We start from the raw sequence: 15,318 nt of genomic DNA, 5'->3' as shown, positions 1-15,318 counted from the left end.
GGCCTCCCCGGCTCAGCCGACGAGTCGCTCGCGCAGGTGCTCCAGCTGACGGGCGGGGTCGGCGGTCAGTCCGCCGTGGACCGGGCCGGGCTGGAGCACGGTGCTGCGCGGCGCCTTGAGGAACCCGAACCGCTGGCCCAGCGACTGGCGCGCGGCCTCGCCCGCTCGCTCGTCCCCGCGGCAGACCCGGTCGGTGAAGGCGAGGGCGTCGCACACCTGGTCGACGTCGATGCCGGGGTGCAGTGCGCGCAGCCGCTCGGCGTCGACCGACCAGGCCACGTCGAGGAAGTCGGCAGCCTGGCAGTGCAGCACGACGCCCACGTTGAGGAACTCCTCGCGCTCCGGTCTCGGCACGCAGCGGAGCACGACGTACTGGTAGGCCATCCGGGCGGCGGTCATCGCGCCACCTCCGGCAGCCACTGGCGGGTGCCGAGGCGCGCGACGAGGAACTCGACGTACGCCGCCCGCAGGGCCTCGGGCGTCTCCGCGCCGGGCACGGGCTCGAGCCACACGTCGGGCACCGCGGCCAGCACCTCGACGAAGACCTCGCGGTCGAGCGCTGCCGCGATCTCGTCGTCGAGCTCCCGGGCTCGACGCGCGCAGGTCTCGAAGACGTGCCCGCCGACGTCCCACGCCTGGGCGGCGAACTTCTCGGGGTCGGTGACGCCGGAGCGCCAGCCGTGGTGGAAGTACAGCGACGCCCCGTGGTCGATGACCCACAGGTCGCCGTGCCAGAGCAGCAGGTTGGGGTTGCGCCACGACCGGTCGACGTTGGCGGTGAACGCGTCGAGCCACAGCACACGGGCGCCCTCGTCGTCTGCCGCACTCACCTGCCCGTCGACGCCGAACGAGCCGGGCAGGAAGTCGATGCCGAGGTTGGGACCGACGCTCGCGTTGAGCAGGTCCTGCACCTCCTCGTCGGCCTCGTAGCGGGCGAGCTCGGGGTCGAGGTCGAGGACGACGAGGCGCGGGGTGCGCAGGCCCAATCGGGTGGCGAGGGCGCTCACGATGACCTCCGCGACCAGCACCTTGGCGCCCTGCCCGGCCCCGCGGAACTTGCAGACGTAGGTGCCGAGGTCGTCGCCCTCCACCACGCCAGGCAGGCTTCCGCCCTCGCGGAGCGGGGTGACGTAGCGGGTGACGGTGACGCTGGGCAGTCCCGTGGAGCTCACTGGACCGGGTCCTCCGCGGCCAGCCGCTCGGTCTCGGCCGTCACGTCGAAGTCGGCGGCGGGCCACTGCAGGTCGAGGCCCCGCAGGGTGTCGAGGAGGAGCTGGCCGACGGCGAGGTTGCGGAACCACTTCTTGTCCGAGGGCACCACGTGCCACGGCGCGACGTCGGTGCTGGTGCGCTCGAGCGCGATCTCGTACGCCTCGCGGTAGGCGGGCCACAACGCGCGCTCGTCGAGGTCGCCCGGGTTGTACTTCCAGTGCTTCTCCGGGTTGGCGAGCCGCTCGGCCAGCCGGGCCTTCTGCTCCTCGGCGCTGATGTGGAGCATGCACTTGATGATCGAGAACCCCTCGTCGACGAGCCGGGTCTCGAAGTCGTTGATCGCGCCGTAGCGACGCTCGATCTCGTCGGCGTCGGCGAAGCCGCGGACCCGGGCGATGAGGACGTCCTCGTAGTGCGAGCGGTCGAAGACCCCGACGTAGCCCGCCTCGGGCAGGCCCTTCTCGATGCGCCAGAGGAAGTCGTGCCGCTTCTCCTCCTCGGTGGGTGCCTTGAAGCTGGTGATCCGGACGCCCTGCGGGTCGACGAGACCGATCGTGTGCCGCAGCACCCCGCCCTTGCCGCTGGTGTCCATGCCTTGGAGCACGAGCAGGACTCGACGTTCGGACCCGACCGTGCGCTCCGCCCAGAGCCGCTCCTGCAGGTCGGACAGCTCCTCGCCCATGCCGGCGAGGGCGGCCTGACCGTCGGCCTTGTCGCCGTCGAAGCCCGGTGCCGCGTCGGTCTCGATCGCGGTCAGGTCCACCGGTCCCGCCGGCACGCGCAGGTGGGCGGCCATGTCGTCCGTCATGGGCACATCATGGCGCACCGGGCGGGGCTGCCCGGCCGAGGACGCGGCGCACGTCGAGGGTGCAGCCCACGGCCGTCGCGGTGGTGCCGTCGCGTTGCGGCTCGTCGAACCACGTACCGCGGGTGAACCCGGCCTTGTCGAGGATCCGCAGCGATGCCGCGTTGGCGTGGTGGGGTGCGGCGAAGTACGACGTGGCGTCGGGGAAGCGTCGGTGCGCTCGTCGCATCCACGCCCACAGCACGCGAGCGCCGAGACCACGACCCACCCACCCGGGCTCCCCGATGGCGTAGTCGACGCCGATGGCGTCGGGGTCGGGAGTGAGGAGGGCGAACCCGGGGTGGTCGCGGATCCGGTAGTCCTGGACGAAACCGATCGACCGGCCGTTGACCTCCACCACCCACATGCGTGTCGGCGTCGTGCCGTCGATCCGCGGACCGTACGACCTCGTCACGCGGTCGACGGTGGGCTCACCGTCGTTGTGCCACCACCGCTGGACGTGCGGGGCCTGCAGCCAGCGGACCAGTGCCGGGAGGTCGCCGTGCGTCATGGCCCGCAGGTCCACCCGCTGGTCGGGCTCGACGAAGAACCGCAAGCGTGCGCCGGACAGGTCGTCGGCGACCGGCTCTCCGTCGGTCGTCGCGGCGATGCGGATCGCGGCCTCTGCCCACGGCTCCCCCGCCTGAACCGTGCCGGCCAGCTCCCGGTCCCCATGGCGTACGACGACAGGGCGGGGCGCCGCGCCTGTCTCGGGCGCGTCAGTGGGCGAGGGCATCGGGGTCGACGACGGGCGGGAGCACCGACCACGGGAAGTCGATCCAGCGCTCGGTGCTCCGCCAGGAGTAGTCCGGCTTGATGACCGACTGCGGCTTCTCGTAGATCACCACCGTCCGAGCCTCGGCCACGTGACCCTCGCAGAACGCGTGCACGAGCTCGAGCGTCCGACCGGTGTCGGCGACGTCGTCGGCGACGAGCACCTTCAGGCCCGACAGGTCGACCGCCGCCGGCGTGGGCGGCAGCATGATCGGGACGTCGAGGCGCTGGTCGACGCCGGTGTAGAACTCGACGTTGACGACCGAGATGTTCTTGACCGCCAGGGCGTAGCCCAGCCCCATGCCCAGGGCGAGCCCGCCTCGCGCGATCGCCAGGATCATGTCGGGACGGAATCCCGAGTCGGCCACCTCCTGCGCCAGCTCGCGGGTGGCCGTGCCGAAGAGGTCGTAGGTGAGGACCTCGCGCTCGCTGCTCACGGGTCCATCCCACCAGAGCACGGTGCTCGCATGGAAGGGTGCCCGGGCCGCCCCGTCGGCGAGCCGCTGAGTCATACGAATCCGAACCCATGGGTGCGGTTCCGTATGACGCTGCGGATCGCAACCGACGAACGGAAGCACCTCAGAAGTCGGGGTGCGGCTCGTCGTCCTCGGCCTCACCGAGCGCCTCGCGGACGACGGAGAACGCCAGCCCGGCGGCGTAGCCCTTGCGGGCGAGCATCCCGGCCAGGCGTCGGGTGGCCACCTGGTGGTCGAGGCCGCGCATCGAGCGCAGCTTCTTGTCGACGAGCGCGCGGGCGGCGGAGCGCTGGTCGCCCTCGTCGATCTGCTCCAGCGCGGTCTTGGCGTCCTCGTCGTCGATGCCCTTGCGGCGCAGCTCCTGGGCCAGTGCCCGGGGCGCCAGTCCCCGGCTGCGGTGCCGGCTCTCCACCCACTGGCGGGCGTAGGCGGCGTCGTCGACCAGCCCGACCTCGGTGAAGCGGTCGAGCAGCCGGGCGGCCAGCTCGTCGGGGACTCCCCGCTTGGCGAGCTTGTCGGCCAGCTCCTGCCGCGAGCGGGCCTGTCCGGTCAGCGTGTCGAGCAGGATCTTGCGCGCCACCGCCTCCGGGTCGGCCTCGACCTCCGCAGCTGCGGCCTCCTCGCGGGCGACCCTGGCCGCCTCCCGCTCCTCCCACGTCCGGGTGCGGCCGCGTCCGCCCTTGCCGGCCTTGCCCTTCCTCCCGCCCGAGCGCCCGGCGCGACGCTCGCCCCCGTCACCTCCACCGCCCGGACGGGTCGGACGCTGCTCGGCGGGCGTGGATGGGGTCTCCCCCACCCACGCCTGCACCCCGAGCCCGACGTCACCGACCCAGTCGGGCGCCGGACGGTTCTCTGCGGTGCTCATCGTTGGATCCTCCGACCGAGCGGCTGGTTTCGACGCGCAGATTCCGCCTCGCAGGCTCGGCGGAACGCTTGCTCAACCTGCCCGCGCGACGCGGTCAGAAGTCATTGACCCCGATGGGCTCGTCGCTCAGGTCGTCACCGGGCTTGTCGACGGCCGGAGTCACGCCCAGCTTCTCGAGGATGAGCTTCTCGATCTCGTTGGCGAGGTCGGGGTTGTCGCGCAGGAAGTTGCGCGAGTTCTCCTTGCCCTGGCCGAGCTGGTCGCCCTCGTAGGTGTACCAGGCGCCGGCCTTGCGGATCAGGCCTGCCTCGACGCCCACGTCGATCAGGCCGCCCTCACGACTGATGCCCTTGCCGTACATGATGTCGAACTCGGCCTGCTTGAACGGCGGCGCGACCTTGTTCTTCACGACCTTGACGCGGGTGCGGTTGCCGACCATGTCGGTGCCGTCCTTGAGCGTCTCGATACGACGCACGTCGAGGCGCACCGAGGAGTAGAACTTCAGCGCGCGACCACCGGTCGTGGTCTCCGGGGAGCCGAACATCACGCCGATCTTCTCGCGCAGCTGGTTGATGAAGATCGCGGTGGTGCCGGAGTTGTTGAGGGCACCGGTCATCTTGCGCAGCGCCTGGCTCATCAGACGGGCCTGGAGGCCGACGTGGCTGTCGCCCATCTCGCCCTCGATCTCGGCGCGGGGCACGAGCGCGGCCACCGAGTCGATGACGATCAGCGACAGCGCACCGGAGCGGATCAGCATGTCGGCGATCTCGAGCGCCTGCTCACCGGAGTCGGGCTGGGAGACCAGGAGCGCGTCGGTGTCGACACCGAGGGCCTTGGCGTAGTCGGGGTCGAGGGCGTGCTCGGCGTCGATGAAGGCGACGATGCCGCCGGCGGCCTGCGCGCTGGCCACCGCGTGGAGGGCGACCGTGGTCTTTCCGGAGGACTCCGGACCGTAGATCTCCACGACACGTCCGCGCGGCAGGCCGCCCAGGCCGAGCGCCACGTCGAGGGCGATCGACCCCGTGGGGATCACCTCGAGCGGGGCCCGCGTCTCGTCGCCCAGTCGCATGACCGAGCCCTTGCCGAACTGCTTCTCCACCTGTGCGAGCGCGGCGTCGAGGGCCTTCTCGCGGTCTGCTCCAGCCATTGCTGTGTCCCGTCTTGTCGTCGTGTCGTGTGAGGTACGTCTGCGACGCTAGGGCGAGCCACCGACAGTCCCTGATCAGGACGGTCGAACGCTGTGGACAACCTCGCCCCTCGTCGTACCTGTGGACGAACAGTAGCCCGAACAGGTGTTCGACGCGCGCTCCTCGCCCGGCGTGTCGCCACCCGGTCGCGGACAGTCGCGGACGGTCGGGCCGGGCTCAGGAGTGGCGGCGGGTGACCGTGCCGGCGACCACGACCGCCCCGGCGAGCAGCGCGGCGAACATCGCCAGCGCGGGATAGCCCAGCCAGCCGACGATCACCCCGGCGAGGGCCCCTCCACCCGCGGCGGTGAGCGCCATCGCCATGTCGGAGGTGCCCTGCACGTCGGTGCGGGCGTCGAGGGGGGTGCGGTCGGCGATGACCGTGGACGCGGCGACGGTGGCGCAGGACCAGCCGAGGCCGAGGAGGAAGAGCCCCGCGAAGATCTGCCACGAGGTCCCCTGCGGCGAGAGTCCGCACAGCGCGAGCGAGACGAGCAGGACGACGCCGCCGGTGACCAGGACGCCGCTGCGACCGAAGCGGTCGGCCGCCCAGCCGACGACGGGCGAGAAGGCGAACATCCCGAGCACGTGGACCGAGATGACGAAGCCGATGATCTCGAGCTCGGCACCGCCGTGCTCCATGTGGAGCGGCGTCATGATCATCACGGTCACCATCGCCGCGTGCGCGCAGGCCATGGCCACCACCGCGGCACCGACGGCCGGTACGTCGCGCACGACGGCGACGAAGCGGCCCCACGACCGGCCATGGGGTTCGGGCCCGGCGCCGGGCCTGACACCCGCCGTCTCCTGCGAGAGGAGGAGGGGATCGGGTCGCAGGCGCCACCACAGCCAGGCGGCCGCCACGACCAGCACCACGGCGCCGATGGCGAAGCCGCCGGTCAGCTCGGGCACGCCCATCGAGCGCGCCACGGCGGCGCCCGCACCGGTGAGGTTGGGACCGGCGACGGCACCGACGGTCGTGGCCCACACCACGACCGACAGCGCCCGCGCACGGTGCTCCTCGGGCGCGAGGTCGGTGGCGGCGTAGCGCGAGCCGTTGTTGACGGCCGTGGTCGCGCCCAGCATCACCGCGCCGAGGAGCAGCACCGTCATCGAGTCGACGACACCGGCGACGACGGCCAGGACCGCACCGGTCGCGCCGATCAGGTAGCCCGCGACCAGGCCGACGCGTCGACCGCGGCGCCGCATCACGTGCGCGAGACCGTAGGCCGCCGCTGCCGTGCCGAGTACCTGGAAGGTCTGCGCGAGCCCGGCCATGGTCTCGCTGCCGGAGATGTCGCGTGCCAGCAACGAGGCCGTCGCGACGCCGATGGTGACGCCGACGGCACCCACCGCCTGGGAGACGACGAGCGTGCGGACCGTGCGACGCTGGACGTCCGCGACGGTGAGTCCTGCGTGGGTCCCCGTGGTCATCGCTCGCTGTCCGGCAGCTCGAGCTGGCGGCGCACGGCCGCCCACACCTGCTTGGGCGGCACGCCGGCGTCGAGCGCCTCCTGGGTGGTCCGACCGCCCAGGTCGCGCACGACCGTCAGCTCGGCCCAGGTGCGCGAGTAGGCCCGCCCGAGGACCTCGTCGAGACGCGCCCAGAACTCCGTGTGCCTCATGCCGACACCTCATCACGGACCGCCGACAGCCCGAGCCAGGTCTCCCCCCGGTCGCCCTCGAGACCCCTACGGACCACGACGTCGCTCCAGCCCGAGCCCGCCGTGACGACCTCGAGGTCCGGCGCCCGCCAGTAGGTGAAGTGCCGCGGCGCGCTGATCGTCCCGTGGGTGGACCAGCCCTCTCCGTCGCCCTCCTTGAACGAGGCCCGGAGGAGGCCCCCGGGCCGGGTGACGTCGGCGAGCCGGGAGAGCACCGTCGGCAGGTCGCGCCGGTCGACGTGGAGCAGCGAGGCGTTGGCCCACACGGCGTCGTACGGAACGCCGGGCGGACCGTCGGGCGGGACCAGGTCGTCGACCAGCGGATCGAGGAGGTCGCAGGCATGCCCCTGCCCGCGCAGCAGGTCGACGAAGCCGGGGGTGACGTCGGTGCGCCGCACCGCCAGCCCGAGCTCCTCCATCAGCAGGGCCTCGCGACCACCACCGGAGCCGATCTCGAGGACGCGCGCGCCCGGGCCGAGCCGCGTGGCGAGATCCTCCATGTCGGCGCGCACCGAGTCGGGCATCGCCACCGTGCGGGCGGCGTACGCCTCTGCGTCGCGGTCGTAGGCCTCGATCGTCTCCCTCACCCGGCGTCCGCCCCCACGTCGTGCAGGTGGTGCACCACGTCGTGCAGGTGGTAGCGACCGAGGCTCTCCACGGTGAACTCGTCACCGTTGGACCGCAGCCCCCTCCGTCCGCGCGTGGCGTCGGTGACGGTCGCGTAGAGCGACGCGACCTCCCGTCCGGCCGCGACCAGCTCGGTCGCGACCACCTCGGGGTCCTGGCTGCCGTAGTCGCGCTCGACGGCCGTGGCGTCCTGGTCCCAGTTGGCGAACGTGGGTCCGTCCTCGTCCAGCATCAGGCGCACGCGCTCGGCGAAGAGGACGTGCACGTCGCGGACGTGGCACGCGTACTCCAGCGCCGACCAGACGCCCGGCTCGGGGCGCTCCGAGACGTCCCCGCGGCCCAGCACCTGCGCCCACCGGGCGGCGGTCTGCTCGAGCAGCCCGGGCAGGTCGGACACCTCGTGGGTCGCCGACTCGAAGCCGCACTCCGGGCAGGGCCGCTCGAGGACCCAGGTCCAGTCCTTGGTGTCGGGCGTGATGCTCATGGCCGTCATCCAACCAGCCCTGACGACGGGGACAATGCGTGGAACGGCCATCCGCCGCGCACTTCCCGCCGACCTGCCGGAGCTGTGGGACGAGGCTCGGCGACGAGGGTGGTCACCTCCTCACCGCCAATGCTGACGGCGCCGTCACCGGCTACGCCACTCATCCACATCCCGGCCGAAGCCGGCGCACGCCCACACCCGGAGGTCAGCCGCCGAACTCCACGCTCGTGCAGGCCAGGCGGGCGCCAGCTGCGCCGGTGGTGGTGTTGGTCGGCTGGGCGTGGATGACGACCGATCCGGCACTGCCGGGAGCGAAGGCCCACGGCACAGTCGTGGTGGCCACTCCTCGACCGTTGGCGTCGGACGTCACGTCGAGCCAGGCCTCCCGCTCTGCCAGCGGCACGCTCGGGTCGGTGGAGTGCTGGTAGTGACCTCCTGAGGCGAGCGGGTCCGCCCCGCAGGTGCCCGTGTGCACGTGCGCGCCGAACGTCCGACCGGCCGGCAGCCCGGTCACCATGAGGCGGACGCGGGTCGTCCCGTCGCTCGACCAGGCGTGCACCTGCGTCCTGATCTGCTCGTACGTCGTGTCGTGCACGACCGTGGGACCGTGGCCGTGGTCGACCGCGACGCCCGCCGCCATCGCCGCTGCCGGCACTGCGACCAGCACAGCTGCCGCTGCCAGTCCTGCTCTCTTCCGGTACATCTGGGTCCTCCTCCGCTTCTGGGCTCTCCGAGCTCGCCTCGGCGGACCGGGCGGGCCGCCATCAGGAGGTGCCTCCGGGACCGGTGTTCGGTTCATGCCGGTCTGGACCGGCTCACGACTCGGCGGTGCGCGTGAACCGATCGCGGGGGTCGGCGCCACTATGAGACGTGATGGGAGTGGACGACACCGGCTGGGACGCCCGCGAGGGCGCCGACGACCGGTCCGACGCCGAGCTGCTGGCCGCGGTGGCGGAGGCCGACCGCGGTGCGCTGCACGAGCTGTTCGCGCGTCACGAGCCGTGGCTGGCCATCCGGCTGTCACGACGGTGCGCCGACCCGGCGATCGTCGACACCGCCGTGCAGGACACGTTCCTCGCGGTCTGGCGCAAGCCGTCCGGTTGGCGGGGCGACGGCGAGGTGGCGGCGTGGCTGTGGGGCATCGCCGTGCGCTCGCTGCTCCACCAGCTGCGCCCGCGCGCCAACGTCGTGGAGCGCCTGCGGAACCTCCGCAGCTCGCCTGCCGTCTCCGCGGAGGAGGAGGTGCTCGCCCGGGTCGAGCACAGCGACGTCGGCCTCGCCTTCTCGCGCCTCTCCCCCGACCTCCAGGCCGTCGTCCAGGCCACCGTCCTGGACGGGTTGACCACGCGTGAGGCCGCCGCGCTGCTCGGGATCCCGAGCGGCACCGTCAAGAGCCGGATGAGCCGTGCTCGCACCGAGCTGAGGGAGGGACTGCTGTGACGCAGACCTGGCACGCCGACGACGAGACGCTCCGGTCGTGGGCCGCGGGCGGCGCGGCGCCCCTGCTCGCCGCCTCCGTCGAGTCCCACCTGCTGCGTTGCGAGGAGTGCCGGCGCCGTACGACGGCCCTCTCCGCAGGCGAGGCCGCGAGTGACTCCGCACGCCGGTGGCAGGCGCTGGCCGACCGGATCGACCGACCGCGTTCCACACCGCTGCTGCGCCTCGGACTCGCCACACCCGGGCTGCGGATGGCTTGGCTCGCCTCGATCCTGCTGCTGCTCGCGCTGCCCGTCATCGTCTCCGTGCTCGGCCTCCGCCTCCCCGTGTTCATGGCCCTGGCGCCCGCCGCACCGCTGGCCGCGGTCGCGCTCACCTACAGCCGCCACGCCGAGCCGGCGGGCGAGCTCGTCCTCGCCACGCCACGGGCCGGGCTCCGGGTCATCGCGGCGCGGGCGCTGCTGGTCGCTCTGCCCGCCGTCCCGATCGGCGTCGGCGTGGCGGTGCTGGTCGGCCTCCCCACCTCGGTGGCCTTCGGCTGGCTGCTGCCCGGTGCCGCCCTCGCCTCGCTCGTGGCCCTGGCCGGCACCACGCGGCTGGACCCCTCGGTCGTCGCCGCGTCGCTGGGCTCGGCCTGGGCCGTGGCGGTGTCGTGGCCGGCTGCCTCGCGCAGGCTGCCCGCCGACCTGGTCAGCCACCTCGTCGCCTCGGCACCCACCCAGCTCACGGCCCTCGCGATCGCGCTCGGCGCGATCGCGCTCACCATCGCCCGTCGCGACGCCGTCGCCTACCGGAGGAACGTATGACCACCACCCACACGGCCACGGGCACGCTGCTCGAGGCCGCCGGCGTCACCAAGCGCTTCGGCTCGCTCACCGCGGTCGACCACGTCGACCTCCACCTCGGACGAGGCATCGTGGGCGTCCTCGGACCCAACGGGGCCGGGAAGACGACGTTGCTGCGCATCCTGGCCACTGTGCTGGCCCCCGACCGGGGAACCCTGTCGCTGCTGGGCCATGACCCCGCCCATCCCGCCGCACGCACCGAGCTGCGGCGACGGCTCGGCTACCTCCCGCAGTCACCCCGGCTCTACGGCGGGTTCACTCCGCTCGAGATGGTGGACTACGTCGCGATCCTGAAGGAGCACACGGACGCGACCCGGCGCAGGCGCGAGGCGGCAGCGATCCTTGAGGCAGTCGGCCTCGGCGACCGGATGCACAAGCGCATCCGCACGCTGTCGGGCGGCATGCAGCAGCGGGTGGCGCTCGCGGCTGCGCTCGTCGGCGCCCCCGACCTCCTCGTCCTCGACGAGCCGGCCACGGGACTCGACCCCGAGCAGCGCATCGCCCTGCGATCGGTGCTGGCCGAGACGTCGCACCGCGGCTGCGTCGTGCTCTCGACGCACAACACGGCCGAGGTGGCGGCGCTGTGCCAGCAGGTCCTCGTCATGGACCGCGGCCGGATCTGCTGGTCGGGCACTCCCGCCCAGCTCGCCGGGGAGGCCGAGGGCCGGGTGTGGGAGTCCGACGTCGAGGAGCCGACTGCGCTGCGTTCGTGGCTGACCGGCCCGGGCACGCGCCGCCACGTCGGCACCCCGCCGGCCGGCGCCACCGCGGCCGCTCCCACCGTGGACGACGGCTACCTGCTCGTGACGAGGCTGACCCGGTGAGCACCGTGCTCGTACAGGCGGCCGTTCCCACCGCACGAGCCATCCGCTGGGCCCCGGCGACCGGCCTCGCGGCCCTCCTCATCGCTGCCGCCGTGCTCGCCCGGTCCGCCGACCGGCCCGCCGACTTGGTGCTCGCGATCGCCGCGGCCGGGCTGGCCGGGACCATCGTCTCAGGCCTGCACGACCCCGCCGCCGCGCTGCTGTCGGCGGTCCCGGTGTCGGTCATGCAGCGCCGGGTGCTGCGCCTGGTCCTGGTCGGCCTGCCGGCGGTGGTGGTGTGGACGCTCGTGGACTCGCTGGCCAACGCGGAGGCGTCCGGCCCCGGCCCGCTGCTGGCCCTGTCTGCGTGCGGGGTGGCTGTCGCACTGTGGGCGCCGCAGCGGCGAGCAGTGCTCCTGGGAGCCTCGACTCCCCCGGTGCTGTTCGCGCTGGACCAGGTCGTGCCGAGCGGCACGGTCGGGGACGCGATCGCGTGGTGGTGGACGGACCCGTGGTGGGTGCTGGCCGGTGCCACGCTCGTCTGCGTCGCGGGGCACCGCCGATGAGCACGACGCTGGCCAGGAGCACGACGGCAACGCTCACCTCGCCGCGGGTGACGCGCGCTCTGGTCGTGACGGAGGCGCGCAGGATGCTGCGCAACCCCGTGCCGTGGCTCTTCCTGGCGCTCGCGACCTGGGGGATGTGGACGGTCGAACCCGAGCCGGGCGAGTGGCCCGGCTCGTCGTACGAGGCGATCATCCCCTCCGTCGTGTCGCTGCTGTTCGGCATCTCGGTCGCCGTAGCCGTGCCGTTCCACCGGGCGCGCCACGACATCGCCCCTGCCGCACCCGTGTCGGAGGCTCGGCGCACGCTCGCCCGGCTGCTCGCGGCGCTGCCCTTCGTCGCAGTGGCGGCGGCGTATGCCGCCCTGGTGGCGTGGCGCGAGCGGGACCTGGGCGGCCTGTGGCTCGGCATGGAGCCCGGACGCACCACCGAGGCCTTCCACACCACCGCCGAGCTGTCGCAGCTGGTCGTCCTCTCGCTGCTCGCCATCGCCGTCGGCGCCGCCATGGGCCGGCGGATGTCCCGGCTCGTCGCCATCGTGCCCCTGCTGTTCGTCATGTGGTTCGTGGTGATGGTCTACTGGCTGTTCGGTGGGCCCGCGGTCACGCCGTTCTCGATCCTCCAGGTGCAACCCATCCACCTCCCGGTCGGCCCGGCGACGGCCGACCCGCTGTCCTTCCCCTCCGACTGGTTGCTCGTCGGCGCTCCGCACACCAGCGGCGGCTGGGAGCGGCAGTGGATCTCGCCGGCGCTCTCGTGGTGGCACGACGTGTGGCTGCTCGGGCTCACCTCCCTGTTGCTGGCCGCTGCCTGGCCGAGGTCCGGGCGGCGTGCCCTGCTCCTCGTCGGTGCGGTCCTGGCCGTGACCGGCATCGTCGGCCAGCATGTGGTGATCCCGTGAGGCGTCGCCTGCCCCTCCTCGCGCTCGTCCCGCTCGTCGTCGCCGCGCTCGCGGCCTGCACCCCCGCGGCCTCGGACGTCGACGGAGAGGTCTTCACGCCCGGGCCGATGGCGCCCGCCGCCGCGAAGCACCCGGCCGCGACGCCGGTCGTCGTCGACACCGACCTCGCTCCCGACGACCTCGCCGCGCTCGCCCTCCTGCTGCGCCACCCCGCGGTCGAGGTCGTCGCCGTGACCGTGCCGACGACGGGCCAGCTCGATTGCCGTGGTATCGGACTGCTGAGCGACTTCTTCGAGGCGCTCGGTACGGAGCCACCGCCGGTGGCCTGCGGCACCACGCCGCGCGGTGAGGACGGGACGATGTTCCCGCCCGAGTGGGGCGCCGGGGCGCTGATGAACAGCGGGCTGCCGCGCGACCCCACCGACGGCGACCTCGAACCGGTCCGTGCCCCGGCCGACGAGCTCATCGCCCGGCTGGCTCGACGCCATCGCGGCCTCGAGGTCGTCGCGCTCGGCCCTCTGACCGAGGTGGCCGCGGTGATGCGCGAGCAGCCTGCGGCGTACGCCCGACTGGGCGGCGTCACCACCATGGCGGGCACGGTCGACAGCGACTCGCACGCCGACGGGGTGGCCGAGTGGAACGCCGGGGCGGACCCGGTGCCGTTCGCGGAGGTGCTGGCCGGACCCGTGCCGGTGACCGTGGTCCCTGACGACCCGGTGCCGCCCGGCGCTCCGGACGGGCTGGCCGGCCCGGTCGTCGGTGGGCTCGGCCGCGTTCCTGGGTTCGAGTCCCCGAAGTACTGGGATCTCGCCACCGCCGGCATCTTTGTCGACGGCTCGGCCGCGACCACCCGGTCGGGGGCCTGGATCGTCGACACGACCGACGACCGCGGCCGGCTCGCGCGGACCGGTGACGGACCCGTCCGCGTGGTGACCAGCCTCGACACGGCAGCCCTGGACCGCCTCTACCACGAGGTCTTCCGGTGACCGGCCGGCTCAGTCGAGACCGAGTCGTGCGGTCGACACCTCGCGCATCTCGACCTTGCGCACCTTGCCGGTGACGGTCATCGGGAACTCGTCGACGACGATCACGTAGCGCGGGATCTTGTAGTGGGCGAGCTTGCCCGTTGCGAAGGCCCGCACCCCGTCGGCGTCCAGATGCTCGCTGCCGGGGCGCATCCGCAGCCACGCGCACAGCTCCTCGCCGTACTTCTCGTCCGGGACGCCGACGACCTGCACGTCCTCGACGTCCGGGTGGGTGTAGAGGAACTCCTCGATCTCGCGTGGGTAGATGTTCTCGCCACCGCGGATGACCATGTCCTTGATCCGCCCGGTGATCCGGACGTAGCCGTCGTCGTCCATCACGCCGAGGTCACCGGTGTGCATCCAGCCGTCGCCGTCGATGGCCTCGCGGGTCTTCTCCTCCTCGTCCCAGTAGCCGAGCATCACCGAGTAGCCGCGCGTGCAGAACTCCCCCGCCTCGCCGCGCGGGACGGTGTCGCCGCTGACCGGGTCGACGATCTTGATCTCCAGGTGCGGGCAGACCCGACCGACGGTGCCCACCTTGCGCTCGAGGGAGTCGTCCCTGCGGGTCTGCGTCGACACCGGGGAGGTCTCGGTCATGCCGTAGCAGATCGTCATCTCGTCGATCCCCGCCGCGATGAGCTTCTTCATCATCTCCTCCGGGCACGGCGAGCCGGCCATGATCCCGGTGCGCACCGACGAGAGGTCGTAGGTGTCGAAGTCCGGCAGGGCCCACTCGGCGATGAACATCGTGGGCACGCCGTAGAGCGACGTGCACGACTCGTCGGCGGTCGCCTTCAGCGTCAGCGCCGGGTCGAAGCCGGGCGCCGGGATCACCATCGCGGCGCCGTGGGTGGTGCACGCGAGGTTGCCCATCACCATGCCGAAGCAGTGGTAGAAGGGCACCGGGATGCACACCCGGTCGGCCTCGGTGTAGCCACAGATCTCGCCGACGAGGTAACCGTTGTTGAGGATGTTGCGGTGGCTCAGGGTCGCGCCCTTGGGGAAGCCGGTGGTGCCGGACGTGTACTGGATGTTGATCGGGTCGCCCGGCGCCAGGCTCGCGGCCCGCTCGGCCAGCTGGTCGGCGGAGACGCCCTCACCGTCGGCCAGCAGGCCGCCCCAGCTCTGCTCGTCGTCGAGGTAGACCACGCGCTCCAGCGCCCGGTTCTCCGCGGCGGTCTCGTCCACCATGGCGCGGTAGTCGCTCGTGCGGAACGACGTCGCCGCGACCAGCAGCCTCATGCCGGACTGGTTGGCGACGTAGGAGAACTCGTGCGTGCGGTAGGCCGGGTTGACGTTGACGAGGATCGCGCCGATCTTCGCAGTGGCGAGCTGCACCAGCGTCCACGCGGCGCTGTTGGGTCCCCAGATGCCGACCCGGTCGCCCTTCCGGATGCCGGCTCCGATCAGCCCGCGCGCGACGGCATCGACGTCGGCCTCCAGCTCCGCCCAGGTCCACCGCCGCCCGCTCGCGCACTCGACCAGCGCCTCGCGGTCAACGTACGACGCCACGGTGCGCGCCAGGTTGTCGCCGATGGTCTCGTCGAGCAGTTCCGGCGTCGTCTCGCCCTGGGCGTAGGAGTCCATCCTCCGAACCTAGCCCGGGACCG

General features: G+C 72.7%; 19 protein-coding genes. 6 read left to right on the top strand and 13 right to left on the bottom strand.

Annotation, left to right across the window (positions count from 1 at the left end):
* Positions 1-12: 12 nt before the first annotated feature.
* The 12 genes from HOO61_RS17290 to HOO61_RS17235 form a co-directional block, all read right to left on the bottom strand.
* Positions 13-399, bottom strand: coding sequence for a DUF3037 domain-containing protein (locus HOO61_RS17290; RefSeq protein ID WP_172260696.1), 387 nt, complete (start codon positions 397-399; stop codon positions 13-15).
* The gene (locus HOO61_RS17285) at positions 396-1,172 is read right to left on the bottom strand and encodes a HipA family kinase (protein ID WP_367650226.1); all 777 of its coding nucleotides are present in this window, start codon (positions 1,170-1,172) and stop codon (positions 396-398) included. The genes HOO61_RS17290 and HOO61_RS17285 overlap by 4 nt, the downstream gene beginning before the upstream one ends.
* Complete coding sequence (locus HOO61_RS17280) at positions 1,169-2,020, bottom strand: polyphosphate kinase 2 family protein (RefSeq protein ID WP_253942526.1); 852 nt, start codon at positions 2,018-2,020, stop codon at positions 1,169-1,171. Before HOO61_RS17280 ends, HOO61_RS17285 begins: the two co-directional genes overlap by 4 nt.
* 7 nt (positions 2,021-2,027) lie before the next feature.
* Positions 2,028-2,792 carry a GNAT family N-acetyltransferase gene (locus HOO61_RS17275; RefSeq protein WP_172260694.1) on the bottom strand — a complete coding sequence of 255 codons (765 nt, stop codon included), beginning with the start codon at positions 2,790-2,792 and terminating at the stop codon, positions 2,028-2,030.
* Complete coding sequence (locus HOO61_RS17270; RefSeq protein WP_172260692.1) at positions 2,776-3,267, bottom strand: phosphoribosyltransferase; 492 nt, start codon at positions 3,265-3,267, stop codon at positions 2,776-2,778. Before HOO61_RS17270 ends, HOO61_RS17275 begins: the two co-directional genes overlap by 17 nt.
* Positions 3,268-3,409: 142 nt before the next feature.
* On the bottom strand, positions 3,410-4,171 hold the full coding sequence (locus HOO61_RS17265; RefSeq protein ID WP_172260690.1) for a regulatory protein RecX: 762 nt from the start codon (positions 4,169-4,171) through the stop codon (positions 3,410-3,412).
* A 94-nt stretch (positions 4,172-4,265) separates the two neighbouring features.
* On the bottom strand, positions 4,266-5,318 hold the full coding sequence (gene recA, locus HOO61_RS17260) for a recombinase RecA (protein ID WP_172260688.1): 1,053 nt from the start codon (positions 5,316-5,318) through the stop codon (positions 4,266-4,268).
* Between the two features lie 217 nt (positions 5,319-5,535).
* On the bottom strand, positions 5,536-6,792 hold the full coding sequence (locus tag HOO61_RS17255; protein WP_172260686.1) for an MFS transporter: 1,257 nt from the start codon (positions 6,790-6,792) through the stop codon (positions 5,536-5,538).
* Positions 6,789-6,983: a DUF3046 domain-containing protein gene (locus HOO61_RS17250; RefSeq protein WP_172260684.1), complete on the bottom strand. Its 195-nt coding sequence runs from the start codon at positions 6,981-6,983 to the stop codon at positions 6,789-6,791. Before HOO61_RS17250 ends, HOO61_RS17255 begins: the two co-directional genes overlap by 4 nt.
* Positions 6,980-7,609, bottom strand: a complete 630-nt coding sequence (locus HOO61_RS17245; RefSeq protein WP_172260682.1) for a class I SAM-dependent methyltransferase — start codon at positions 7,607-7,609, stop codon at positions 6,980-6,982. Before HOO61_RS17245 ends, HOO61_RS17250 begins: the two co-directional genes overlap by 4 nt.
* The gene (locus HOO61_RS17240) at positions 7,606-8,133 is read right to left on the bottom strand and encodes a DinB family protein (RefSeq protein WP_172260680.1); all 528 of its coding nucleotides are present in this window, start codon (positions 8,131-8,133) and stop codon (positions 7,606-7,608) included. The genes HOO61_RS17245 and HOO61_RS17240 overlap by 4 nt, the downstream gene beginning before the upstream one ends.
* Before the next feature lie 205 nt (positions 8,134-8,338).
* Positions 8,339-8,836 carry a superoxide dismutase family protein gene (locus HOO61_RS17235; protein ID WP_172260678.1) on the bottom strand — a complete coding sequence of 166 codons (498 nt, stop codon included), beginning with the start codon at positions 8,834-8,836 and terminating at the stop codon, positions 8,339-8,341.
* 170 nt (positions 8,837-9,006) lie between these two features.
* Between HOO61_RS17235 and HOO61_RS17230 the strand changes: the two genes are divergently transcribed.
* From HOO61_RS17230 to HOO61_RS17205, 6 genes are read left to right on the top strand one after another with little or no spacing between them, the layout of a single operon-like run.
* Positions 9,007-9,573: an RNA polymerase sigma factor gene (locus HOO61_RS17230; protein WP_172260676.1), complete on the top strand. Its 567-nt coding sequence runs from the start codon at positions 9,007-9,009 to the stop codon at positions 9,571-9,573.
* Entirely contained in the window at positions 9,570-10,376 is an 807-nt protein-coding gene (locus HOO61_RS17225) for a hypothetical protein (protein WP_172260674.1), read from the top strand. Before HOO61_RS17230 ends, HOO61_RS17225 begins: the two co-directional genes overlap by 4 nt.
* Positions 10,373-11,239, top strand: a complete 867-nt coding sequence (locus tag HOO61_RS17220; protein WP_172260672.1) for an ABC transporter ATP-binding protein — start codon at positions 10,373-10,375, stop codon at positions 11,237-11,239. The genes HOO61_RS17225 and HOO61_RS17220 overlap by 4 nt, the downstream gene beginning before the upstream one ends.
* The gene (locus HOO61_RS17215; RefSeq protein ID WP_172260670.1) at positions 11,236-11,784 is read left to right on the top strand and encodes a hypothetical protein; all 549 of its coding nucleotides are present in this window, start codon (positions 11,236-11,238) and stop codon (positions 11,782-11,784) included. The genes HOO61_RS17220 and HOO61_RS17215 overlap by 4 nt, the downstream gene beginning before the upstream one ends.
* On the top strand, positions 11,781-12,683 hold the full coding sequence (locus HOO61_RS17210; RefSeq protein WP_172260668.1) for a hypothetical protein: 903 nt from the start codon (positions 11,781-11,783) through the stop codon (positions 12,681-12,683). The genes HOO61_RS17215 and HOO61_RS17210 overlap by 4 nt, the downstream gene beginning before the upstream one ends.
* The gene (locus HOO61_RS17205) at positions 12,680-13,669 is read left to right on the top strand and encodes a nucleoside hydrolase (protein WP_172260666.1); all 990 of its coding nucleotides are present in this window, start codon (positions 12,680-12,682) and stop codon (positions 13,667-13,669) included. The genes HOO61_RS17210 and HOO61_RS17205 overlap by 4 nt, the downstream gene beginning before the upstream one ends.
* Before the next feature lie 9 nt (positions 13,670-13,678).
* Here HOO61_RS17205 and HOO61_RS17200 read toward each other — a convergent pair whose 3' ends face one another.
* Entirely contained in the window at positions 13,679-15,295 is a 1,617-nt protein-coding gene (locus tag HOO61_RS17200; RefSeq protein WP_172260664.1) for an AMP-binding protein, read from the bottom strand.
* Positions 15,296-15,318: the final 23 nt, after the last annotated feature.

Origin of the sequence: Nocardioides sp. zg-1230, assembly GCF_013155335.1 — a bacterium.
Lineage (GTDB): Bacteria > Actinomycetota > Actinomycetes > Propionibacteriales > Nocardioidaceae > Nocardioides.
The sequence above is the reverse complement of the archived record's forward strand: the minus strand, read 5'-3'. Positions and strand labels throughout refer to the sequence as shown.